17 protein-coding genes and 1 tRNA gene are annotated in these 22,977 nt (G+C 70.7%); 7 read left to right on the top strand and 11 right to left on the bottom strand.

All coding sequences use genetic code 11. The features are described 5' to 3' along the window. Window positions 1-682: SIMPL domain-containing protein (locus tag IF19_RS0131005; RefSeq protein WP_030290212.1), on the top strand; the 682-nt coding region annotated here is incomplete at its 5' end. Between the two features lie 120 nt (window positions 683-802). Continuing rightward, a complete protein-coding gene (gene pyk / locus IF19_RS0131010; protein ID WP_030114396.1) occupies window positions 803-2,242 on the top strand; it encodes a pyruvate kinase in 1,440 nt (479 codons plus the stop codon). Between the two features lie 6 nt (window positions 2,243-2,248). Here pyk and IF19_RS0131015 read toward each other — a convergent pair whose 3' ends face one another. Both IF19_RS0131015 and IF19_RS1000000137850 read right to left on the bottom strand, forming a co-directional pair. Continuing rightward, the gene (locus IF19_RS0131015; protein WP_030114397.1) at window positions 2,249-3,037 is read right to left on the bottom strand and encodes a hypothetical protein; all 789 of its coding nucleotides are present in this window, start codon (window positions 3,035-3,037) and stop codon (window positions 2,249-2,251) included. Between the two features lie 81 nt (window positions 3,038-3,118). Then, window positions 3,119-3,201, bottom strand: a tRNA-Leu gene (locus IF19_RS1000000137850). Window positions 3,202-3,295: 94 nt separating this feature from the next. On the opposite strand from IF19_RS1000000137850, the gene IF19_RS0131020 reads away from it, so the two are divergent. Continuing rightward, complete coding sequence (locus tag IF19_RS0131020; protein WP_030114398.1) at window positions 3,296-3,952, top strand: ANTAR domain-containing response regulator; 657 nt, start codon at window positions 3,296-3,298, stop codon at window positions 3,950-3,952. A 73-nt stretch (window positions 3,953-4,025) separates the two neighbouring features. On the opposite strand, the gene IF19_RS0131025 is transcribed toward IF19_RS0131020, so the two are convergent. The 7 genes from IF19_RS0131025 to IF19_RS0131055 all read right to left on the bottom strand — a co-directional run bounded on the left by IF19_RS0131025 (window position 4,026) and on the right by IF19_RS0131055 (window position 13,383). After that, complete coding sequence (locus IF19_RS0131025) at window positions 4,026-4,742, bottom strand: ABC transporter ATP-binding protein (protein WP_030114399.1); 717 nt, start codon at window positions 4,740-4,742, stop codon at window positions 4,026-4,028. Further along, entirely contained in the window at window positions 4,739-5,701 is a 963-nt protein-coding gene (locus IF19_RS0131030; RefSeq protein ID WP_030114400.1) for an ABC transporter ATP-binding protein, read from the bottom strand. The genes IF19_RS0131025 and IF19_RS0131030 overlap by 4 nt, the downstream gene beginning before the upstream one ends. Window positions 5,702-5,705: 4 nt before the next feature. Then, a complete protein-coding gene (locus tag IF19_RS0131035; protein WP_030114401.1) occupies window positions 5,706-7,499 on the bottom strand; it encodes a branched-chain amino acid ABC transporter permease in 1,794 nt (597 codons plus the stop codon). Then, window positions 7,499-8,428: a branched-chain amino acid ABC transporter permease gene (locus IF19_RS0131040; RefSeq protein ID WP_030114402.1), complete on the bottom strand. Its 930-nt coding sequence runs from the start codon at window positions 8,426-8,428 to the stop codon at window positions 7,499-7,501. The genes IF19_RS0131035 and IF19_RS0131040 overlap by 1 nt, the downstream gene beginning before the upstream one ends. 112 nt (window positions 8,429-8,540) lie before the next feature. Then, window positions 8,541-9,752, bottom strand: coding sequence for a branched-chain amino acid ABC transporter substrate-binding protein (locus tag IF19_RS0131045; RefSeq protein ID WP_030114403.1), 1,212 nt, complete (start codon window positions 9,750-9,752; stop codon window positions 8,541-8,543). 671 nt (window positions 9,753-10,423) lie between these two features. Next, window positions 10,424-10,894, bottom strand: coding sequence for a PaaI family thioesterase (locus IF19_RS0131050; protein WP_030114404.1), 471 nt, complete (start codon window positions 10,892-10,894; stop codon window positions 10,424-10,426). A gap of 209 nt (window positions 10,895-11,103) precedes the next feature. Then, window positions 11,104-13,383, bottom strand: coding sequence for an FdhF/YdeP family oxidoreductase (locus tag IF19_RS0131055; RefSeq protein WP_030114405.1), 2,280 nt, complete (start codon window positions 13,381-13,383; stop codon window positions 11,104-11,106). Between the two features lie 119 nt (window positions 13,384-13,502). Between IF19_RS0131055 and polA the strand changes: the two genes are divergently transcribed. Further along, window positions 13,503-16,214 carry a DNA polymerase I gene (gene polA, locus IF19_RS0131065; RefSeq protein WP_030277852.1) on the top strand — a complete coding sequence of 904 codons (2,712 nt, stop codon included), beginning with the start codon at window positions 13,503-13,505 and terminating at the stop codon, window positions 16,212-16,214. A 69-nt stretch (window positions 16,215-16,283) separates the two neighbouring features. Here polA and IF19_RS0131070 read toward each other — a convergent pair whose 3' ends face one another. Then, window positions 16,284-17,156: a DUF4184 family protein gene (locus IF19_RS0131070; protein WP_030114408.1), complete on the bottom strand. Its 873-nt coding sequence runs from the start codon at window positions 17,154-17,156 to the stop codon at window positions 16,284-16,286. A 188-nt stretch (window positions 17,157-17,344) separates the two neighbouring features. On the opposite strand from IF19_RS0131070, the gene IF19_RS0131075 reads away from it, so the two are divergent. From IF19_RS0131075 to pgfA, 3 genes are all read left to right on the top strand, one after another. Further along, on the top strand, window positions 17,345-19,126 hold the full coding sequence (locus tag IF19_RS0131075; protein WP_030277853.1) for a lytic transglycosylase domain-containing protein: 1,782 nt from the start codon (window positions 17,345-17,347) through the stop codon (window positions 19,124-19,126). Between the two features lie 188 nt (window positions 19,127-19,314). After that, complete coding sequence (locus tag IF19_RS1000000137270) at window positions 19,315-19,452, top strand: SPW_0924 family protein (protein ID WP_106973626.1); 138 nt, start codon at window positions 19,315-19,317, stop codon at window positions 19,450-19,452. A gap of 26 nt (window positions 19,453-19,478) precedes the next feature. Then, window positions 19,479-20,444 carry a cell envelope lipid trafficking protein PgfA gene (gene pgfA, locus IF19_RS0131085; protein WP_030114410.1) on the top strand — a complete coding sequence of 322 codons (966 nt, stop codon included), beginning with the start codon at window positions 19,479-19,481 and terminating at the stop codon, window positions 20,442-20,444. On the opposite strand, the gene hrpB is transcribed toward pgfA, so the two are convergent. Continuing rightward, window positions 20,431-22,947, bottom strand: coding sequence for an ATP-dependent helicase HrpB (hrpB, locus tag IF19_RS0131090; protein ID WP_030114411.1), 2,517 nt, complete (start codon window positions 22,945-22,947; stop codon window positions 20,431-20,433). The genes pgfA and hrpB overlap by 14 nt on opposite strands. Window positions 22,948-22,977 lie beyond the last annotated feature (30 nt).

Below are 22,977 nucleotides of genomic sequence, written 5' to 3' on the forward strand. Positions count from 1 at the left end.
CTCCCACGCCACCCCCACCGCCCCCCGCGTCACCGTCCGCGGCGAAGCCCACCTCGAAGTCGACCCCGAGATCGCCCGCATCACCATCACCCTCACCGCCCGCGGCACCGACCGCCGCACCACCCTCGACGACCTCACCCACCGCAACACCACCACCCTCGACCTCATCAAGACCTACGGCGACGCCGTCGAAAAACTCGAAACCGGCACCCTCGCCATCCGCCCCGAACTCGCCCGTCACGGCCGCGGCGAACGCATCCGCGCCTACCACGGAAGCATCCAACTCACCGCAACCCTCGGCGACTTCACCGTCCTCGGCGAACTCGTCACCCGTCTCGCCGACCACGACCTCACCCGCATCGACGGCCCCTGGTGGGCCCTGCGCCCCACCTCCCCCCACCACGCCGCCGCCCGCCGCCAAGCCGTCCACGAAGCCCTCCAGCGCGCCCGCGAATACGCCGAAGCCCTCAACACCCGCATCGACGCCCTCCTCGAACTCAGCGACACCGGCACCCTCGGCGGCCCCACCTTCGCCACCGCCTCCTACGGCGCTGGCCTCTCCCGCTCCGCCCACACCGAAACCGCCACCGACCCCGCCCCCATCGACCTCGAACCCGTACGCCAGAACGTCGACGCCCACGTCGAAGCCGCCTTCACCCTCATCCCCCCGAACCTCGGATAAACGCTCATCGGAGCACCCCGCCGCACAATTCAACACTTGTCAATAACCCTTCACCCAAAGGTTGTTGAGGTGTCATACCGACCCACATACCTACCCGTAGGTAAGGATTAGGCTCGAACCATGCGCCGAGCCAAAATCGTCTGCACCCTGGGACCCGCAACCGACTCCTACGACCAGATCAAAGCCCTGGTCGAAGCCGGAATGGACATCGCCCGCTTCAACCTCAGCCACGGCAGCTACACCGAACACGAAGCGCGCTACCACCACGTACGCAAAGCCTCCGAGGAAACCGGCCGCAGCGTCGGCATCCTCGCCGACCTTCAAGGCCCGAAGATCCGCCTCGGACGCTTCCGCGAAGGCCCCGTACTCCTTGAACGCGGCGACACCTTCACCATCACCGTCGAACCCCTCGAAGGCGACGGCACCGGCGACATCTGCGGCACCACCTACGACGGCCTCGCCACCGACGTCACCACCGGCGAACGCATCCTCGTCGACGACGGCCGCGTCACCCTCGAAGTCACCGGCGTCGACGGCCCCCGCGTCCACACCACCGTCATCGAAGGCGGCATGGTCTCCGACAACAAGGGCCTCAACCTCCCCGGCGTCGCCGTCTCCGTCCCCGCCCTCTCCGAAAAGGACATCGACGACCTCCGCTGGGCCCTGCGCACCGGCGCCGACCTCATCGCCCTCAGCTTCGTCCGCACCGGACACGACATCGACGACGTCCACCGCATCATGGACGAAGAAGGCCGACGCGTCCCCGTCATCGCCAAAGTCGAAAAACCCCAGGCCGTCGACAACATCGACGACATCGTCGCCGCCTTCGACGGCATCATGGTCGCCCGCGGCGACCTCGGCGTCGAAATGCCCCTCGAACACGTCCCGATCGTCCAGAAACGCGCCATCAAACTCGCCAAACGCAACGCCAAACCGGTCATCGTCGCCACCCAGATGCTCGACTCGATGATCGACAACTCCCGCCCCACCCGCGCCGAAGCCTCCGACGTCGCCAACGCCATCATCGACGGCACCGACGCCGTCATGCTCTCCGGCGAGACCAGCGTCGGCAAATACCCCGTCGAGACCGTGCGCACCATGTCCCGCATCGTCGAAGCCGCAGAGGAAGACCTCCTCGCCAAGGGCCTCCCACCCCTCACCGAACGCAGCAAGCCCCGCACCCAGGGCGGCGCCGTCGCACGAGCCGCCGCCGAGATGGGCGACTTCCTCGGCGCCAAGTTCCTCGTCGCCTTCACCCAGAGCGGCGACACCGTCAAACGCCTCTCCCGCTACCGCTCACCCATCCCGCTCCTCGCCTTCACCCCCGACGAAGCCACCCGCGCCCAGCTCAACCTCACCTGGGGCGTCGAGACCTTCCTCGGCCCGGAGGTCGACTCCACGGACGCGATGGTGGCCCAGGTGGACGAGGAACTCCTGCGCATCGGCCGCTGCAAGAAGGGTGACGTGGTCGTCATCACCGCCGGCTCCCCGCCCGGCGTCCCCGGCTCCACGAACCTGGTCCGCGTCCACCACATCGGCGAGGACGACAGCCCGAAGTAGGGCGGCTCAGTACTTCGGCCCGACGTGCGCATCCATGAGGGCGACGGATGCCCGTCGGGCTACGGAGATGTTGTAGGGCTTGCCGGCGCGCGTGCAGTGCGTCCACACGACACCGAGCGCGTCGAGGGTGTCGGTGTAGATGCGGCGGATGTCGTCGGAGACGTTGGTGAACCAGTAGCGGGGATACTCGTAGCGCTTGCGTTCACCGCCGACCACGCGGGTCGTCCAGTTGGTGAGCCGGCAGCCGTCGGAGTGGACGAGACCCCGGACGAGCTGCCAGGGATGAGCGTCGACGATCTTCTGCTGCCAGGGCTCCAGGACGGTCCCGCGCTCGTGCTTCCTGCCCGGACCGTGCTGGGGGAAGTAGCAGACGAGATGCTTCGAATACACCTTGATGTTGTGACAGCCGGTCCGGCGGACCCGGCACGTGGCGTTCTGCGGGAAGACCCTGCGTAACGCGGCCTCCGCCTCGTCCTGGATGCCTGGCCAGGCATCGTCCAGAGTGATCATCAGGCTGGGTGCTCGGTGCTCCGAGTGTTGACTGATGTGGCCGTCGCCCAGGTAGAGCCCGAGCAGGTAGGCGTAGGCGTGCTCGTCCAGTACCGGGCCGTCGCACCGGTGGCACGACGGGTTGTGCGCCCCGGGGCACTCGCCACGCTTGGAACGGTCCTTATGAAGCCAGTACGAGACGGTACCGCGAGGGATGCTCAGCCGACGGGCCACTTCGGCGCTCCCGGTGCCGTCCCGTAGCAGAGCAAGCGCCTCTTGGCGTACCTCTGTGCTGTGCGCGTTCATGCGTTCACTCTTCGCGAGCTGACTCGACCGCGGACAGCGAAAAGCGGATGTTCACCCTAAAGTGAACATCCGCTTCGGTTGTGCCCGGTGTGGGATTCGAACCCACATGCCCGAAGGCACGGTGGTTTGAGCACCGCGAGTATGACCAGTTCCTCCAACCGGGCAGGTCACGCTGCTCAGAGTGTACCGGGTCCCTGGCCGTCGCTACAGCTAGGTAGGCTCTGAGGCAGCAGTTCTGCCCTGGAACAAGGAGCCTCCGTGACCACCCCCGAGTCGCCCCAGCCCGTTGACGCCGCCGACGACGACAAGTCGCACGTCCCGCCGCTGACGACCCGTGTCGTCATCGCCGAGGACGAGGCGCTCATCCGCCTCGACCTCAAGGAGATGCTGGAGGAGGAGGGCTACTCCGTCGTCGGAGAGGCCGGCGACGGGCAGCGGGCCGTCGAGCTGGCCCGGGAGCACCGGCCGGACCTCGTCATCCTCGACGTGAAGATGCCGGTCCTCGACGGCATCTCCGCCGCCGAGAAGATCGCGGGCGAGTCCATCGCGCCGGTCCTCATGCTCACCGCGTTCTCGCAGCGCGAGTTGGTCGAGCGGGCCCGGGACGCCGGGGCCATGGCGTACCTCGTGAAGCCGTTCAGCAAGAGCGACGTGGTTCCGGCCATCGAGATGGCCGTCTCCCGGTTCGCGGAGCTGAAGGCGCTGGAGAACGAGATCGCGGACCTCTCGCAGCGGCTGGAGACCCGGAAGCTGGTGGACCGGGCGAAGAGCATCCTGCAGACGGACTACGGGCTGTCCGAGCCGGCGGCGTTCCGGTGGATCCAGAAGACGTCGATGGACCGCCGGATGTCGATGCAGCAGCTCGCGGAGGCGTTGATCGCGGACGCCGAGGAGAAGAAGAAGGCGGCCGAGTAGCCGCGTACGGACAGGGCGAGAGGCCCGCACCCGGGGTGAACCGGGTGCGGGCCTCTCGCGTGCGGCGGGGGTGTCAGTCCTCGCCGAGGTACGCCTTGCGGACGGACTCGTCGTGGAGCAGGTCGGAGCCGGCTCCGGAGAGGACGATCTTGCCGACCTCCATGACGTGGCCCTGGTCCGCGAGGGAGAGGGCGGCCTGGGCGTTCTGCTCGACGAGCAGGATGGTGGTGCCCGCCGCCTTGAGCTCGACGATGGTCTCCATGATCTTCTGCATCATGATCGGGGAGAGGCCCATGGAGGGCTCGTCGAGCATGAGCAGCTTGGGCTGGGACATCAGGGCGCGTCCCATGGCGAGCATCTGCTGTTCGCCGCCCGAGAGGGTTCCGGCGGCCTGCTTGCGGCGTTCCCCGAGGATGGGGAAGAGGTCGTATGCGCGCTGGACGTCCTTCTCGATGCCTGCCTTGTCGTTGCGGAGGTAGGCGCCGAGGAGGAGGTTCTCGGTGATCGTCAGCCGGGGGAAGATGTGGCGTCCCTCGGGGGAGTGGGCGATGCCCAGGGAGACGATCTTGTGGGCGGGGATGTTGGCCAGGGGCTTGCCCTCGAAGAGGATGCGGCCGCCGAGGGGCTTGAGCAGTCCGGAGAGGGTGCGCAGGGTGGTGGTCTTGCCGGCGCCGTTGGTGCCGATGAGGGTGACGACCTGGCCGGCGTCGACGGTGAAGGAGATGCCCTTGACCGCTTCGATCTTGCCGTAGGCGACCCGGAGGTCTTCGACCTCTAGCAGTGCGGTCATCGGGTGCCCTCCTCATCGGTGCTGGTGGTGTCGGGCGCGGTGGTGTCGGCCGGGGTGCCGGTCGCCTTGGTGGGGGCGGTCCTGGTGGGGGCTGTCTCGGCCGGGGCCGTGGTTCCGGCGTGGGCTTCGGCGGCTTCCACTTCGGCGACTTCGTCGGCGCCGGGGGCGCCTTCGAAGGGGGTGCCGAGGTAGGCGGCGACCACGCGTTCGTCGGCCTGGACCTCGCCGGGGGTGCCTTCGACGAGTTTCTCGCCCTGGACGAGGCAGGCGACCCGGTCGCAGAGGTTGAAGATGAACCGCATGTCGTGCTCGATGACGAGGACGGCGATGCCCTGGTCCCGGATGGCGAAGATGAGTTCTTCGGTGACGCGGGTTTCCTGGGGGTTCATACCTGCGGTGGGCTCGTCGAGGAGGAGGAGTCCGGGGTCGCTGGCGAGGGCGCGGGCGATTTCCAGCTTGCGCTGGTCTCCGTAGGGGAGGTTCCGCGCGAGGTGGTCGGCCTTGTCCTGGAGGCCGATGAATTCCAGGAGTTCCATGGCGCGTTCGCGGCTGGCGTCTTCGGCTTTGTGGAAGCCGGGGAGGCGCAGGAGGGCTGACCAGAGGCCCTCTTTGGTCCGGGTGTGGCGTCCGACGAGGACGTTTTCCAGGACGGTCATGTTGGCGAAGAGCCGGATGTTCTGGAAGGTGCGGGCGATGCCGGCCTTGGTGACGAGGTGGGGTTTGGGCGGTAGGACGGTGCCCTTGTAGCTGACCTTGCCTTCGGTGGGGATGTAGAGGCCGGTGAGGCAGTTGAAGAAGGTGGTCTTGCCGGCTCCGTTGGGGCCGATGAGGCCGACGATCTCGCCGCTGTTGACGGTGAGGTCGACGCCGCGTACGGCGGTGAGTCCGCCGAATCGCATGGTGACGCCGCTGGCGTCGAGGACCGTGGTGGTGGTCGGGGTGGTGGTTTGGGTGGTCATGTGTTCACGCCCCCGCCTTCGTGGTGCCGGCGGTCGTCTGGGTCAGCGGGGCGTCTTCCGCTGGGACGTCGAGTTGGCCGGTCTCGTGGAATTCGAGCTGCTTCCTGCGGTCGGCGACGAGGCCTTCGGGGCGGAAGCGCATGAGCAGGATCAGCGCGATGCCGAAGAGGAAGAGCTGGTAGTCCTGCATGAATTGGAGTTTGGCCGGGATGAGGTAGAGGAGGGCCGCGCCGACGAGGGGTCCGCTGAGGGTTCCCATGCCGCCGAGGATGACGGCGGCGAGGAGGAAGGCGGAGTTCGGGGGTACGGAGCCGGCGAACTGGTACTGCTCGGGCGTCACGGTGTAGGAGACGTGGGCCTGGACGGTACCGGCGAGTCCGGCGAGGGTGGCGCCGAGGGCGAAGGCGAGGAGCTTGAGCCGGAAGGCGTTGATGCCCATGGCGGTGGCGGCGGTCTCGTCCTCGCGGATGGCGACCCAGGCGCGGCCGATGCGGGATTCTCCGGAGCGTCGGAAGACCAGGACGACGACGGCGGTGAAGACGAGCATCAGCAGGTAGTAGTTGGCCGACCTGCCGAGGGTGAATCCGGCGATGTCGTGGCTGATGCCGAAGTCGAAGCCGAAGAGGTTGAGGTCGGGGATGCTGGGGATGCCCTGGGAGCCGTTGGTGAGGTCGGGGCCGCTGACGCCGTTGAGGGCGTTGACGGTGAGGCGGAAGATCTCTCCGAAGCCGAGGGTGACGATGGCGAGGTAGTCGCCGCGCAGTCGCAGGGTCGGGGCGCCGATGACGACGCCGAAGACGAGTGAGGCTGCGGCGCCGGTGAGGACGGCGGCCCAGAAGGGGAATTGGACGCCGACGGGGGAGAGCGGGGAGCCGGAGACCAGGGCGGCGGCGTAGGCGCCGACGCCGAGGAAGGCGACGTATCCGAGGTCGAGGAGTCCGGCGAGGCCGACGACGACGTTGAGGCCGAGTGCCACGGTCGCGAAGATGAGGATGTTCGCGCCGATGAGGGCGTACTGCTCGTTCTGCTGGGTGAAGGGGAAGCAGAACGCGGCGACGAGTGCGGCGGCCAGGGTGACGTTGCGGTGCTTCGTGGTCAGCCGGGTGATGCGGGAGATGAGTCCGGCCCGGTTGAGTGCGGTGAAGCCGAACGCGACGCTGATGATGTAGCCGATGAAGAGTTCGGCGTACTCGGTGTCGATTCCGTAGGTGAAGACGTGGAGTGCGACGCCGAAGGCTGCGGCGATGATGAGGATCTCGGCCCAGTTGGGGAGGTCCTTGGCGCGTTCGGGCGCGGGGGCTCGGAGGGTGTTGAGGAAGCGGTCGAGGGGGTTGTGCTTGATGGTGTCGTCGAGCGGCTGGTCGGTGGGGAGGCCGAGGGAGGCGGCGACGGCGATGATGGCGCCGGCGAGGCTGACCCAGGCTCCGGGTTCCAGGTTGACGATGCCGCCGAGTTCGACGGAGATGGCGCCGATGGTGAAGCCGGTGGTGCCGAGGACGCCGATGGCGGCGAGTCGGACGGGGCTGTTGGCGCCGCCGGGGGTGAGCCAGCGCAGGCCCTTGATTCCGTAGCCGGAGAGGGCCAGGAGGAGGGTGAGGGCGGCGCCGACGAGGGTGAGGACCTGGAGGCCGCCGGGGTAGCCGGTGACGGTGAGGTCGCCGGGGAATTCGGCGGTCCAGGTCCAGGCGAGGAAGGTGCCGATGAGGGCGGTGGCGGCGCCGGCGGTGGTGAGGTGGCGGGCCGCGGGCACCGTGATGAGGGGGGTGCCGGTGGGCGTGTTGTTGTTGGTCATGGTCATCACGCTCGATCCGAGACGCGTTCGCCGAGCAGGCCCTGGGGTCGGACGAGGAGGACGATGATGAGGAGGGCGAAGGCCCATACGTCCTTCCAGGCGCCGCCGCCGAAGAGTTCCATGCCGGGGACTTCGCTCATGTAGCCGGTGGCGAGGGCTTCGGCGATGCCGAGGACGACGCCGCCGAGCATGGCGCCGTAGATGTTGCCGATGCCGCCGAGGACGGCTGCGGTGAAGGCTTTGAGGCCCATGATGAAGCCCATGCGGAAGCCGATCTGGCCGTTCTTGAGCCCGTAGGCGACGGCGGCGACGGCGGCGAACGCGGCGCCGATGGCGAAGGCCATGACGATGATGCGGTCGGTGTTGATGCCCATGAGCTTGGCGGTGTCGGGGTCCTGCGAGGTGGCCTGCATGCCGCGGCCGGCGCGGGTCTTGGAGACGAAGAGGCCGAGGGCGAGCATGCAGAGGGGGGCGACGATGAGGACGAAGATGTCGCCGCGTTGGATGGTGGCGCCGAGGACGTCGAAGGATTCGCCTTCGAACTGGGGGAAGGAGCGGTCCTTGGTGGCGTTCGGGTACCACATCCATACCGCTTGCTGGAGGGCGAGGGAGAGCCCGATGGCGGTGATGAGGGGTGCCAGGCGTGGTCCGCCGCGCAGGGGCCGGTAGGCGAAGCGTTCGGCGGCCATGCTGATGGCGACGGCGGCTATGACGCCGCCGACGATCATGAGGGGTATGGCGGCGATGAGGGAGAATCCGGACGGAAGCCCGAGGTAGACCGTGAGGGCTCCGAAGCCTCCGATCATGAAGATCTCGCCGTGTGCGAAGTTGATGAGCTGGATGATTCCGTAGACCATCGTGTAACCGATCGCGATGAGACCGTACATCGCGCCGAGGATGAGTCCATTGGCCAGCTGTTGCGGCAGTTCGTTCACCGCAGGGCCTCCGTGGAGTGGTTCGGATATGGCACCGCGCGGGAGGGCTGGTAGCGCTCCCGCGCGGTCTGGTTGCTTTGTGTGACGGGGGCGGGGCGGGGCCCGGCCGGTGTTACTTGACGGTGCTGCTGAGCTTGGAGGCCCACTTGCCGCCGGTGACCTGGTAGGCGGTCATGAGGGTGTTGGTGGTGTCGCCGTATTCGTCGAAGGAGACGGGGCCGGTGACGCCTTCGAACTTGACCTTGTCCATGGCGGCGAGGACCTTGGCGCGGGCGTCGTCGCCGGGGATCTTGCCGTCGTTCTCGGCGGCGACGATCTTGACGGCTTCGATGATGGACCAGGTGGCGTCGTAGGTGCCGCCGCCGTAGGCCTCGTAGGCGTCCTTGTAGCCGGCGGCCTTGTAGTCGGCGATGAACTTCTTGGCGGATTCGAGTTCTTCGACGGGCTTGCCGACGGAGGTGGCGATGTCGCCTTCGGACTTCTTGTTGAGCTTGATGAAGTCGGCGCTGTACATGCCGTCGCCGCCCATGAGCGGGATCTTGACGCTGTCCTTGATCTGCTGGCTCAGGGGGGCGCCGGCGGGGTATTCGCCGCCGTAGTAGACGGCCTTGGCGCCGGAGCTCTTGACCTTGGTGGCGACGGAGTTGAAGTCGCGGTCCTCGGGGTTGACGTGGTCGGAGCCGACGATCTTGCCGCCGAGCTCGGTGAACGTCGCCTTGAAGGAGGCGGCGAGGCCGGCGCCGTAGGGCTTCTGGTCGTCGATGAGGTAGACGTCCTTGATCTTCGCGGTTTCGAAGAGGTACTTGGCCGCGAAGGCGCCCTGGATCTGGTCCGTGGTGGCGGTGCGGAAGTAGGACGCGTAGGGGCGCTTCTTGTCGCCGGTCTTCCAGTTGTCGCCCTGGGACAGTTCGGTGCCGGTGTTGGCGGGGGAGACCTGGGTGAGCTTGGCGTCGTTGAGGGGCTTCTGCATCGACTGGGCGACGCCGGAGTTCAGCGGGCCGACGACTCCGAGGACTTCGTCGGTGCCGATGAGCTTGACGGCGTTCTGCTGGCCGACGGAGGGCTGGGCCTGGTCGTCGAGGGCCTGGAGTTTGAAGGTGACGCCGGGGACGGTCTTGTCCTTGTTGGCCGTGTTGACGGCGAGCTCGGCGGAGTTCTTGATGCCGAGGCCCAGGGCGGAGAGGTCGCCGGTGAGGGGGGCGTCGAGGCCGATGACGACCGTCTGGTTTCCGCCGTCGCCGCCGCCGCTCTTGCTGTCGTCGCGCGACCCGCAGGCGGTGAGGGTCAGTGCTCCGGTGGTGAGCACTGTGGTGAGTATGAGCAAAGAACGGTGTCGCACGAAAGGTCCTTTCCCTGGCGCGGCCTCCTCTGCGTGAGGTGCCGTGTCGGTCGCCGGGCCGTACTGGGTTGGTACAGGGCCGTGCTGCAGACGCGCCCGGCGGCGCGGTGACTGGCCGTGACTCTAAGCGCAGCCGGGGGCCATCGGGATGGGTCGGCGAGGGATGTGACTCTCTTGTTATGCCCTTGAGCAAGGCTTGAGCTTCCTGTGAGGACATGTGCCGGTTTCGCCTGGAGTGCGCGGTGACCACATGGTGAGAACGCGCAGCTCTGCTAAGGGGCTTGGGGTGATCTTGGTGCTGACGGGGGTGTCCGGCCGTGGTGGGGTGCGGCGGGCATGGCGGGGTGGCCCCGGGTGGCGGCGTGGGTGTGGGCGGCCGGTTTCCGCATCCCTTGATCGTCACGCTGTGTTACGTGGGGCGTGGGGGTGCGGGTGTCGCCGGGGCTGATGTGGCTGCTGAGTGGCTCATGGAACGCGTGCTGGCGTCAAGGGAGTTGACCGAGTGTGTTGGTCAACGGTCTTTCTTTGGTGGGGATATGGGACTGCCCGGCCGGATTGCGCTGGGTGCGCTTCCGGCCGGGCAGATGGGTGGTGCGGTGTGCGGGGGTGCTTTCCGCGGTGCGCGGGGTGCTTCTTCGTGGCGGGGTGTGGTGGTGTCAGTCGGCGTCGGGTCGCGGTGCGTCGCGCAGGAGGCAGGTGAGGCGGGCGGTGCAGACGCGCTTGTCCTGTTCGTCGGTGATGACGATTTCGTAGGTGGCGGTGGAGCGGCCGCGGTGGACGGGGGTGGCGACGCCGGTGACGAGGCCGTTGCGGGCGCCGCGGTGGTGGGTGCAGTTGAGGTCGACGCCGACGGCGATCTTGGAGGCGCCGCCGTGGAGCATGGAGCCGACGGAGCCGAGGGTTTCGGCGAGGACGGCGGAGGCGCCGCCGTGGAGGAGTCCGTAGGGCTGGGTGTTGCCTTCGACGGGCATGGTGCCGACGACGCGGTCGGCGGCGGCTTCGACGATGGTGACGCCCATGCGTTCGCCGAGGTGGCCGGCGGAGAAGAGGGCGGGGAGGTCGACGCCGAGTGCCGCGTACTCGTCGATGACTTCCTGGGGGAAGAGGGGTGCGGTGTGCTCGCCCATGGTCCGGCTCCGTTCGGGTGCGCTGGTTCGTCGCTGTCTGCCCTGTTCCTATCAGACGGCTGAGCGGACGCTTAGGGCGTGTCGGGCGGAGTGTGACCGGATCCGCGGCTTCTGGTGCGGCCCGTCCGGTCCTGGTCCGCCGGACCCACCCCGGGGTGGGTCCGGCGGACCGTGGCCGGGTGGTGGTCCGGCGGGCGCCGCTGGGGATCTCAGGCGGTGCGGGTGTTCTCGAAGCGGATGACGACGGACTTGCTGGCGGGGGTGTTGCTGGTGTCGGCGGTGGAGCCGAGGGGGACCAGGACGTTGGTCTCGGGGTAGTAGGCGGCGGCGCAGCCCCGGGCGGTGGGGTAGTGGACGATGCGGAAGCCCTCCGCGCGTCGTTCCACGCCGTCCTTCCATTCGCTGACGAGGTCGGTGTAGGAGCCGTCGGGGAGGTCGAGGGCGGTGGCGTCCTCGGGGTTGATCATGACGATGCGGCGGCCGCCTTTGATGCCCCGGTAGCGGTCGTCGAGGCCGTAGATGGTGGTGTTGTACTGGTCGTGGGAGCGCAGGGTCTGCAACAGGAGCCTGCCGTCGGGGAGTTCGGGGTATTCGACGGGGGCTGCGGTGAAGTTGGCGCGGCCGGTGGCGGTGGGGAAGCGGCGTTCGTCGCGGGGGGCGTGGGGGAGGGCGAAGCCGCCGGGGTGGGCGATGCGGGTGTTGAAGTCCTCGAAGCCGGCGACGACGTGGGAGATGCGGTCGCGGATGGTGGCGTAGTCGCGTTCGAACTCCTCCCATTCGGTGCGGGATTCGGGGCCGAGGACGGCGCGGGCGAGCCGGGCGACGATGGCGGGTTCGGAGAGCAGGTGGGGGCTCGCGGGGGTGAGGTTGCCTCGGGAGGCGTGGACCATGCCCATGGAGTCCTCGACGGTGACGAACTGTTTGCCGCTCGTCTGGACGTCCTTGTCGGTGCGGCCGAGCGTGGGGAGGATCAGGGCGCGGGTGCCGGTCACGGCGTGGGAGCGGTTGAGCTTGGTGGAGACGTGGACGGTGAGGCGGGCGCGGCGCATCGCGGCCTCGGTGACGGCGGTGTCGGGGGTGGCGGCGACGAAGTTGCCGCCCATGGCGAGGAAGACCTTGGCGTCGCCGTCGCGGAGGGCCTGGATGGCGCGTACCACGTCGTAGCCGTGGTGGCGGGGGGAGGTGATGCCGAATTCCTTGTCGAGGGCGTCGAGGAAGGCCGGTGCGGGGCGTTCGAAGATGCCCATGGTGCGGTCGCCCTGGACGTTGGAGTGGCCGCGTACGGGGCAGACGCCGGCGCCGGGGCGGCCGATGTTTCCGCGCAGGAGGAGGAAGTTGACGATTTCGCGGATGGTGGGGACGGAGTGCTTGTGCTGGGTGAGGCCCATGGCCCAGCAGACGATGGTGCGTTGCGAGGCGAGGACCAGGGCGAGGGCCTGCTCGATCTCGGCGCGGGTGAGGCCGGTGGCCTTGAGGGTCTCGTCCCAGTCGGCGGCTTCGGCGGCTTGGGCGAACTCCTCGTAGCCGTGGGTGTGTTCGGTGACGAAGGCGGTGTCGACGGCTCCGTCGGCGGCGAGGATCAGCTTGTTGAGGAGGCGGAAGAGGGCTTGGTCGCCGCCGATGCGGATCTGGAGGAAGAGGTCGTTGAGGGCGGTGCCCTTGAGCATGCCGTGGGGGGTCTGGGGGTTCTTGAACCGTTCCATGCCGGCTTCGGGCAGCGGGTTGACCGAGATGATCTTCGCGCCGGCCTTCTTGGCCTTCTCCAGGGCGGACAGCATGCGGGGGTGGTTGGTGCCGGGGTTCTGTCCGGCGACGATGATCAGGTCGGCCTGGTGGATGTCCTCCAGGGAGACGCTGCCCTTGCCGATGCCGATGGTCTCGACGAGTGCCGAGCCGGAGGACTCGTGGCACATGTTGGAGCAGTCCGGCAGGTTGTTGGTGCCGAATTCGCGGGCGAAGAGCTGGAGGAGGAACGCGGCCTCGTTGCTGGTGCGGCCGGAGGTGTAGAAGAGGGCTTCGTCGGGGGAGTCGAGGGCGGTGAGTTCCTCGGCGATGATCGCGAACGCGCGCTCCCAGGTCACCGGTTCGTACCGGTCGCCGCCCTCGGGTAGGTACACCGGCTGGGTGATCCTGCCCTGCTGGCCGAGCCAGTAGCCGCTGCGCTCGGCGAGGTCGGCGACGGGGTGGGCGGCGAAGAAGGCGGGGGTGACGCGGCGCAGGGTCGCTTCCTCGGCGACGGCCTTCGCGCCGTTCTCGCAGAATTCGGCGGTGTGCCGTTCGTCGCCCTCGGGCCAGGCGCAGCCGGGGCAGTCGAAGCCGTCCTTCTGGTTGACCTTGAGCAGGGTGCGGGCGGTGCGGCCGATGCCCATCTGCTGCCGGGAGATGCGCAGGGAGTGGGCGACGGCGGGCAGGCCGGCGGCGGCGTGCTGGGCCGGTTCGACCGTAGGGGCGTCCTGGACCGGGTCACCGGTCGGCGGCTTGGTTGCCATGATGCTGCTCCCCTTCGAGCGCTTCTTCCTCGGGTCTGTGTCCTGTCCATCGATCCTGTCACGGCTGGGCGAGGCGGTGGAGGCCCGGATTGTCGGTGGGCCGTGGCAGGATCGGGGGCGTGGCTGAGACGGCATCGAAGAAGACGGCAGACAACCGACCGCGCCTGCTCCTCATGGACGGGCACTCCCTGGCGTACCGGGCGTTCTTCGCCCTGCCCGCGGAGAATTTCACGACGGCGGTGGGCCAGCCGACGAACGCCGTGTACGGCTTCATGTCGATGCTGGCGAACACGTTGCGTGATGAGGCGCCCACGCATTTCGCGGTCGCGTTCGACGTGTCCCGCAAGACGTGGCGGTCCGAGGAGTTCCCGGAGTACAAGGCGAACCGTTCCAAGACCCCCGACGAGTTCAAGGGGCAGGTGGAGCTGATCGGGGAGCTGCTGGACGCGATGAACGCGGACCGGTTCGCGGTGGACGGGTTCGAGGCGGACGACGTCATCGCGACGCTGGCGACCCAGGCGGAGGAGGCCGGGTTCGAGGTGCTGATCGTCACCGGCGACCGGGACTCCTTCCAGTTGATCACGGACAACGTGACCGTGCTGTACCCCACGAAGGGGGTCTCCGAGCTGACCCGGTTCACGCCGGAGAAGGTCGTCGAGAAGTACGGGCTCACTCCGCGGCAGTATCCGGACTTCGCGGCCCTGCGCGGCGACCCGTCGGACAATCTGCCGAGCATCCCGAAGGTCGGGGAGAAGACGGCCGCGAAGTGGATCAACCAGTTCGGTACGTTCGACGAGCTGATCGCGCGGGCCGACGAGGTCAAGGGTGTGGCCGGGCAGAATCTCCGGGACCACCTGGACGCGGTGAAGATGAACCGGGTGCTGACCGAGATGGTCCGGGACGTGGAGCTGCCGAAGACTCCGGTGGAGCTGGAGCGCGCTCCGTACGACCGTACGGCGGTCACGGGCATCCTCGACATACTGGAGATCCGCAATCCGAGCCTGCGGGAGCGGCTGCTCGCCGTGGACCCGGGGGCGGCGGAGGCCGAGCCGCCGGCGCCGGCGGCCGGGATCGAGCTGGACGGGGCGGTGCTCGGTTCCGGCGAGGTCGGGCCGTGGCTGGAGGAGCACGGGGCGCAGCCGCTCGGCGTCATGACGGTCGACACGTGGTCGCTGGGGGCCGGGACGGTCACCGAGGTGGCGCTCGGCGCCGCGGACGGGTCGGCCGCCTGGCTGGACCCGACGCAGCTGGACGAGGCCGACGGGCGGGCGTTCGCCGCCTGGGTCGCGGACGGGTCCCGGCCGAAGGTGCTGCACAACGCGAAGAACGTGATGCGGGTCTTCCCGGAGATGGGCTGGCGGCTCGAAGGCGTCACGATGGACACGGCGCTCGCCGCGTATCTGGTGAAGCCGGGGCGGCGCTCCTTCGCCCTGGACGCGCTGGCCGTGGAGTACCTGGGTCGTGAGCTGGCGCCGGCGGCCGCGTCCGACGGGCAGCTCGCGTTCGGCGCGGACGACCGGGCCGAGCAGGACGCCCTGATGGCGCAGGCCCGTGCGGTGCTCGATCTGGGCGAGGCGTTCACGACCCGGTTGCAGGAGGTGGGCGCGGCGGAGCTGCTGCACGACATGGAGCTGCCGACGTCGATCCTCCTGGCCCGGCTGGAGCGGCACGGGATCGCCGCGGACCGGGCCCATCTGGAGTCGATGGAGCAGCAGTTCGCCGGGACGGTGCAGCAGGCGGTGAAGGAGGCGCACGCGGCGGTCGGCCGCGAGTTCAACCTCGGTTCGCCCAAGCAGCTCCAGGAGATCCTCTTCGGTGAGCTGGGTCTGCCGAAGACGAAGAAGACCAAGACCGGTTACACGACGGACGCGGACGCGCTGGCGTGGCTGGCGGCGCAGACCGAGCACGAGCTGCCGGTCCTGATGCTGCGCCACCGTGAGCAGGCGAAGCTGCGGGTCACCGTCGAGGGGCTGATCAAGACGATCGCCGAGGACGGGCGCATCCACACCACGTTCAACCAGACGGTGGCGGCGACGGGGCGGCTCTCCTCCACCGACCCGAATCTGCAGAACATCCCGGTCCGTACCGACGAGGGCCGGGCGATCCGCCGGGGCTTCGTCGTCGGTGAGGGCTTCGAGACACTGATGACGGCGGACTACAGCCAGATCGAGCTGCGGGTGATGGCGCACCTGTCCGAGGACGCCGGTCTGATCGAGGCGTTCACCTCCGGCGAGGACCTGCACACCACGGTCGCCTCGCAGGTCTTCGGCGTCGGGAAGGACGCGGTCGACGCGGAGATGCGCCGCAAGATCAAGGCCATGTCCTACGGTCTGGCGTACGGGCTCTCCGCGTTCGGTCTCTCCCAGCAGCTGAACATCGACCCGGCGGAGGCCCGGGTGCTGATGGACACCTACTTCGAGCGGTTCGGCGGGGTGCGGGACTATCTGCACCGGGTCGTGGAGGAGGCCAGGGCCACCGGTTACACGGAGACGATCCTCGGCCGCCGCCGCTACCTCCCCGATCTGAACAGCGACAACCGCCAGCGTCGTGAGGCCGCCGAGCGGATGGCGTTGAACGCCCCGATCCAGGGCACGGCCGCCGACATCGTGAAGGTGGCGATGCTGCGGGTGGACAAGGCGCTGCGGGAGGCGGAGCTGACCTCGCGGATGCTGCTCCAGGTCCACGACGAAATCGTCCTGGAGATCGCGAAGGGCGAGCGGAAGCGGGTGGAGGAGATCGTGCGCCACGAGATGGCGAACGCGGTCAAGCTGCGCGCCCCGCTCGATGTGTCGGTCGGCGTCGGCACGGACTGGGAGTCGGCCGCGCACTGAACGGGCCCGTCCCGCAGGTCACGGGGGCCCGGAACCGCGTCCCGGTTCCGGGCCCCCGTTCGTGTGCGGCTACCCCCGGCCGGCCGGGGCCTTCGTCCGGGGCTCCTCCTCCGGTAGGGGCCCGGGGCGTCCGGACCCCCGCGTCCCGCGCCGCAGCCGCATCCCCGCCCCGTACAGGAGCAGTCCGGCCGCCAGCCCCGCGCCCGCGCCGAAGCAGGCCGTGGGGACGATGTCGAGCGGGCTCTCCACCCGGCCGAAGTGGGCGTACCAGCGCAGGCACCGGTGGGCGACGCCGGCCAGGAGGCACACCGCCAGCAGTCCGAGCGCGCCCCACCGCTCCCGGCGGCCGAGCACCGGCACCTCCGCGGGCGCGGGGAGGGGTGCGGTCCGCCGCAGCCCGGTGGCGGCGAACCAGCCGATGACCACGAGGGCGAGCGCCGAACTGCCGTACTGGGCGAGCTGGTACCCCGGGAAGCCGCCGACGGCGCGGTTCAGTACCGGCAGCGACTCCGTGCCCCACCGGCTGTGGTGGGTGAACGCGTCCCACACCACGTGCGTGGCCGCGCCCAGCGCCGCCGAGGCCGCGAACCGCGCCCACGCGGACGGCCCGAACGATTCCCGTGTCCACCGCTGACCCCGGACGAACGCGTGGACGCGGCCCCGTACGTCTGCCGGCAACAGTGCGACCAGCGGCTCCCGCAGCAGCGCCCAGACGGCGACCAGGGCCGCGGCGATCGCCACGTTCACCGTGACGACGCCGACGGCGGTGTGGGTGAACGCCCCGAACTCCATCGCCCCGGGGACCACCGTGTCCGCGAAGTAGGTGACGTCCGGCGCGAACGAACCGGCGACGAGCGCCGACGGGAGCAGCGCCCAACGGGCGGTCCCGTTACGGCGGATCGCCGGGAGCACGGCGGCGGCGTGGCTGAGCGTGAACGGCATGGCGGCAAGTATGGGGGACCGTTCGGGCACCCTTCCGTGGCCGGGCGGACAACGTAGGGCCCCGAACGTGAAAAAACAGTAAGAAGCGGTCAGGGTGCGGTGCCCCGGTGACACGAGGTGTCGTAGGGTCGCTGAAGTCCTCGCGCTGGGGAGCGCGAGCAGCCTTCGAGGGGGAGGGACCGGAACGTATGGCAGCGCACATGCGCCGACGTCTGCGCAGGGGAGCCACGACCACCGCGGTGGCGGCGGCCGCCGTGGCGGCGCTCGCGGCCTCGCAGGCGCCCGCGGCGACCCTGTCCGAGGGGTCGGCCGGCGGTGACCCGCAGGCCGCCGGGGAGGACACCGCGAGCGCCGGGAACGACGGCGCGGCGACCGGCAACTCGCCCTACTACACCGACCTTCCGCCCCTGGTCACGCCCGACAGGCCCGGTTCGTCCAGCAACCTCCCGGCGGCAGGCCGTGCGGAGGCGGGCATTCCGGCGACGATCCTCGCCGCGTACAAGCAGGCCGAGCGGACCGTCGCGACCACCGACCCCACGTGCCGGCTGCCCTGGCAACTCCTCGCGGCGATCGGCAAGGTCGAGTCCGGGCAGGCCCGCGGCGGGCGCGTCGACGCCGACGGCACCGCGAGCCCCCGCATCCTCGGCCCGGCCCTCAACGGCCAGGGCTTCGCGCTGATCAAGGACACCGACGGCGGCGCCTACGACGGGGACGCGGTCCACGACCGTGCCGTCGGCCCCATGCAGTTCATCCCGTCGACCTGGGCCTCCTGGGGCCAGGACGCCAACGGCGACGGCCGCAAGGACCCCAACAACATCTACGACGCGGCGCTCGCCGCCGGCCGCTACCTCTGCGCCAACGACCGCGACCTGGCCGTCTCCGCCGACCTCGACAAGGCTGTGCTGAGCTACAACCGGTCCACGGAGTACCTGAACACGGTCCGCTCCTGGTTCTCCTACTACCAGCGCGGTACGCACGAGGTCCCCGACGGCGCCGGCACGCTGCCCACCACCCCGAGCACGCCCCTCCCCACCCTCCCGGGTCCGCGTCCGGGCTCCGGTCCGAGCGTGACGCCGAGCCCGAAGCCCTCCCCGTCCAAGCCGGGCGGCAAGCCGAGCCCGAGCCCCTCGAAGCCCGGCGGAGGCTCCACCAGCCCGACCCCGACCCCGAAGCCGCCCACCCCGCCCACCGGCGAGCCGACGCCGCCGGCCGAGACGTTCGGCTCCCTGGAGAACGCGGGCACCGGACCGCTGCGCGCCACCGCGGGCGCATCGTTCGACGAGCGGGTCTCCGTCCGCGCCCGCAACGCGCTCGGCGCCCCGCTGGCCAAGGCGCCCGTCACCTTCACCGTCACCGGCGACACCGGCACGCTCTTCGCCGGCGGCAAGAAGACCGTCGTGGTACGGACCGGGGCCGACGGCACCGCCACCGCGCCGGAGCTCCGGGCGGGCGAGAAGGCCGGGGAGTTCACCGTGACCGCCACCGCCGGCATCGGCCGGCCGCGCACCCTGACCTACGCGGCGACCGTCACCGCCCGCCAGGCCGACGCCATCGCCCGCACCGACGACAAGGAACTCGTCGCCGTCTCCGGCGAGAAGTTCACGGACGCCGTCACCGTCAGGGCCACCTACAAGGACGCCGCCGCGCCCGGCGTGGCCGTCACCGCCACCATGGTCAAGGACCGCCTCGGCGTCATCGACAACGACAAGGGCCCGTACTTCGAGGACGAGGCGGGCAAGCCCGTCCGCACCCTCACCGGGCTGACCACGGACGCCGACGGGAAGCTGCGCCTCCCGGACATCCACGCGGACGGCGAAGCGGGCACCTACCTGCTGCGCCTCACCACCGAGGGCGGCGGCTCGGTCGTCGTCGAACTCACCGTCAAGGCGCCGGCGGAGACCGCACCGGAGGAGCCGGCGTCCCCCAAGACCCCGAAGGCGACGGGGACTCCCCAGGCCGTCAAGCCCTGACCCCGGGCCCACCGCCCCGCCACCGCACGGCGATCGCACAGCCCCCCGGCCACCCGGCCGGGGGGCTGTGCGCCGTGCCCCGGCCGCCGGTGTTCTCATCTCGCGCCCGGGTTGCTACGGTGCCCCCGCCCTGGCGGCCCGTCAGCTCGCGGCGCCGTCGCCGGACCACCGCCCCGGGAGGCCCCAGCATGCGCGCCCTCGTCGCCGCCGCCATCGGGCTGGCCGCCGCCCTCGCCCTCGTGCTCACCGTCTCCGCCGTCGGCGCACCGCCGGGGGAGACCTCCCCGAAACCCCTGCTCACCACGGTCCCGGGCCCCAAGAGGTGACACCGCGGAGGGAGAGGACCCCCACCATGCGCCGCCGAGCCGGTCTCGTACTCCTGGCCTTCGCCGTCTTCTTCGCCGCGCTGTCACCGCTGCTGCGCTGGTACGCCTTCCCGCGCCTGGCCAAGGTCCCGCCGAACCAGTACCAGGAAGTCGTCCTGGAGGCGTCCCCCGCCACCCTCCTCGACTACACCACCCTGAAGGCGAAGGAGGTCGAGAAGGTCACCATCGTCCAGACGCTCAAGGGCAACGTGGAGGAGTCCGAGAAGATCGAACGCAGCGCCGGACGCGACGTCGTCGTCTGGGACGCGCTCTCCTACATCGAGGGCCCCGACGGCGAGAAGGTCTCCGCCATCCCCGAGCGCTACATCTTCGACGCCCACACCCAGGCCCCCGTCAACGCCACCGGCGAGATGGTCGACGGCGACCCGGTCCGCCGCGAGGGCATCGAGTTCAAGTGGCCCTTCCTCACCGAGAAACGGGACTACGCCTACTTCGACGCCCAGACCCGCACCACCGCCCCCATCCACTACCGGGGCACCCGCACCTTCCGCGGGCTGGAGGTCTACTACTTCGAGCAGACCGTCCCCTGGACCAAGGTCCCCCTGCCGAAGAAGATGCCCGTCGAGGGCATCACCCCCGAGCAGATCGCGCGGACCGGCATGACCCGCTGGTACACCACCCAGCGCATGTTCTGGGTCGACCCGGTCACCGGAGCCCCCGTCAACGGCGAGGAGATCCACCGGGAGGAACTGCGCGACGCCAGGAAGATGGGCATGTCCGAGGACACCGTCACCGCGTTCTCCGGCCATGTGAAGATGCGCGAGGACTACATCGAGGACACCGTCGAGCTGGTGAAGTCCCAGCGCGTCCTGGTCCTCCTCCTCACCTCGTACCTGCCCTGGGGATTCCTCGGCCTCGGCGCCGGACTGCTCGCGCTCGCCCTGTGGCTGGAGGCCCGGACGCGCCCGCCGCGAGGCCCTACGACCGCTTGAGCCGGGCCGTCGTGAACCGCGTCGCCGGTACGGTCGCGGGGTCCTCCGGCCACGGATGCTTCGGATAGCGGCCGCGCAGCTCCGCCCGCACCGCCCGGTAGCCCTCCCGCCAGAACGATGCCAGATCGGCGGTGACGGCCGCCGGGCGCCCGGCGGGGGAGAGGAGGTGCACCAGGACCGGCACCCCGGCCACCCGGGGCGTCTCGGCCAGCCCGAACACCTCCTGGAGCTTCACCGCGAGGACGGGCTGCTCCCCGCCGTACTCCACCCGGATCCGGGACCCGCTCGGCACCTCGATCCGCTCCGGCGCCAGCTCGTCCAGCCGGGCCGCCTCACCCGTCGCCCACGGGAGCAGCCGCCGCAGCGCCTGCCCCGCGTCCAGCCGCCCCAGATCCGAGCGCCGCCGCGCCCGCGACAGCTCCGGCTCCAGCCACGCGTCCGGGTCCGCGAGCAGCGCCCCGTCCGACACGTCCGGCCACGGCGCCCCCAGCACCCGGTGCAGGAACGCCAGCCGCGCCCGCGACTGCTCCGCGTCCCGGCTCCAGCGCAGCAGCCCGAGCCCCTCGCGCCGCAGCCCCTCCACCAGCGCCCCGCGCACCAGCCCGGTGTCCGGCTGCTTCAACGGCCGTACCGCCAGCTCCACCGCGCCCAGCCGGTCCACCGACCGGGCCACCACGTCGCCGTCCGTCCAGCGGACCTCCTCGCCCCGCACCCGCAGCCGCCCGGCGGCCGCCAGCGCGGTCTCCTCGTCGACCACCGCCGCCAGCCGCACCCGCGCCGACGCCGCGTGGGAGGGCCGGTCCGCGACCGCCACGGCCAGCCAGGGCGCACTGCGCAGCCGCGACCCCTCCCGCAGCTCCGCGCCCGTACCCGACACCATCAGGAACGCCCCGTCGCCCCGGGCCCGCGCCACCCGCTCGGGGAACGCCAGCGCGGCGACGAGCCCGACCGCCGCGTCGTCGGAGCGTCCCCCGCCGCCGGCCTCCCCGGCGCCCCCGCCGTCCACCTGGGCGGAGAGCCGGCGCACCTCCTGCTTCCAGCGCCCCGCGTACCCGTCCTGACCCCGGCGGGCCGCCCGCAGCGCCGCCGCGAGATCGTCCCCGTACTCCCTCGGCGGCTCCTCGCTGAGCAGCGCCACCACCTCCGCGGCCCGCCGCGCCCCGAGCTCCGCCGCCCCGTCCAGCAGGGCCCGCGCCAGCCGGGGGTGCAGCCCCAGCCGGGACATCCGTACGCCGCGCGGTGTGGCCCGGCCGTCCGCGTCCACCGCGCCGACCGCCGCCAGCACCTCCCGGGCCGCGCCCATCGCCCCGGCGGGCGGCGGGTCCAGCAGGGCCAGCGAGGAGGCGTCCGGATCACCCCAGCACGCCGCCTGGAGCGCGAACGCGGCGAGGTCGGCCACCTTGATCTCCGGGGCCGGGAAGCGCGCCAGCCGCCCGTCCTCGGCCTCGTCCCAGCACCGGTACACGGTCCCCGGCGCCTCCCGCCCCGCCCGGCCGGCGCGCTGCCGCCCGGCCGCCCGCGAGGCCCGCACGGTCGTCAGGGCGCTCAGCCCCCGGGCATGGTCGGTACGCGGCTCCCGCGCCAGACCCGCGTCCACGACGACCCGGACGCCCGGCACCGTCAGGGACGACTCCGCCACCGAGGTCGCCAGCACCACCCGGCGCCGCCCCTCGGCGGACCCGGCCAGCACCGCGTCCTGCACGGCCGCCGGGGCGCGCCCGTGCACCTGGAGGACCTCGGCGTCCAGCCCGGTGAGCTGCCCGGCCACCCTGCCGATCTCCCCGACGCCGGGCAGGAAGCAGAGCACGTCGCCCTCCCGCTCCGCGAGCGCCCGCCGCACGGTCGCCGCCACATGCGCCAGCAGCGCCGGATCGACTCTCATCCCGTGCGGCGGCCCCACCGGCCGCACGGGCGGCGCCCACACGACCTCCACCGGGTACGCGACGCCCTCGGCCTCGACGACCGGGGCGTCGCCCAGCAGCCGTGCCCAGCCCTCCGCGTCCGTCGTCGCCGACGCCGCCACCAGCCGCAGATCGGGCCGGATCGCCTCCCGTACGTCGAGGAGGAAGGCGGCCACCGTGTCCGCGTCCAGGTGCCGCTCGTGGCACTCGTCGATGATCACCACGTCGACCCCGGCCAGCTCCTGGTCCCGCTGGAGCCGCTGGAGCAGCACCCCGGTGGTCACGACCTCCACCACCGTGCCCCGCCCCACCGCGCGCTCGCCGCGCACCGTGAAACCGACCCGCTCGCCCGGGCGCTCGCCCAGCAGCCAGGCCATCCGCCGCGCCGCCGCCCGCGCGGCGATCCGGCGCGGCTCGGCCACCAGCACCCGGCGCACCGGGCCGCGACCGCTCAGCCCCGCCAGCACCAGCGGCACGAGCGTCGTCTTGCCGGTGCCGGGCGGGGTGCACAGGACGGCGACGCCCCGATCGTCGAGCGCGCGCGCCAGGGCGGGCACGGCGGTGCGGACGGGCAGGCGGTCCAGGGCTTCGGTACGGATCACGCCCCCAGTGTCGTACGGGGCGGACGCGGT

The sequence above is a fragment of the Streptomyces californicus genome (assembly GCF_000717645.1).
In the GTDB taxonomy this organism is placed as follows: Bacteria; Actinomycetota; Actinomycetes; order Streptomycetales; family Streptomycetaceae; genus Streptomyces; species Streptomyces californicus.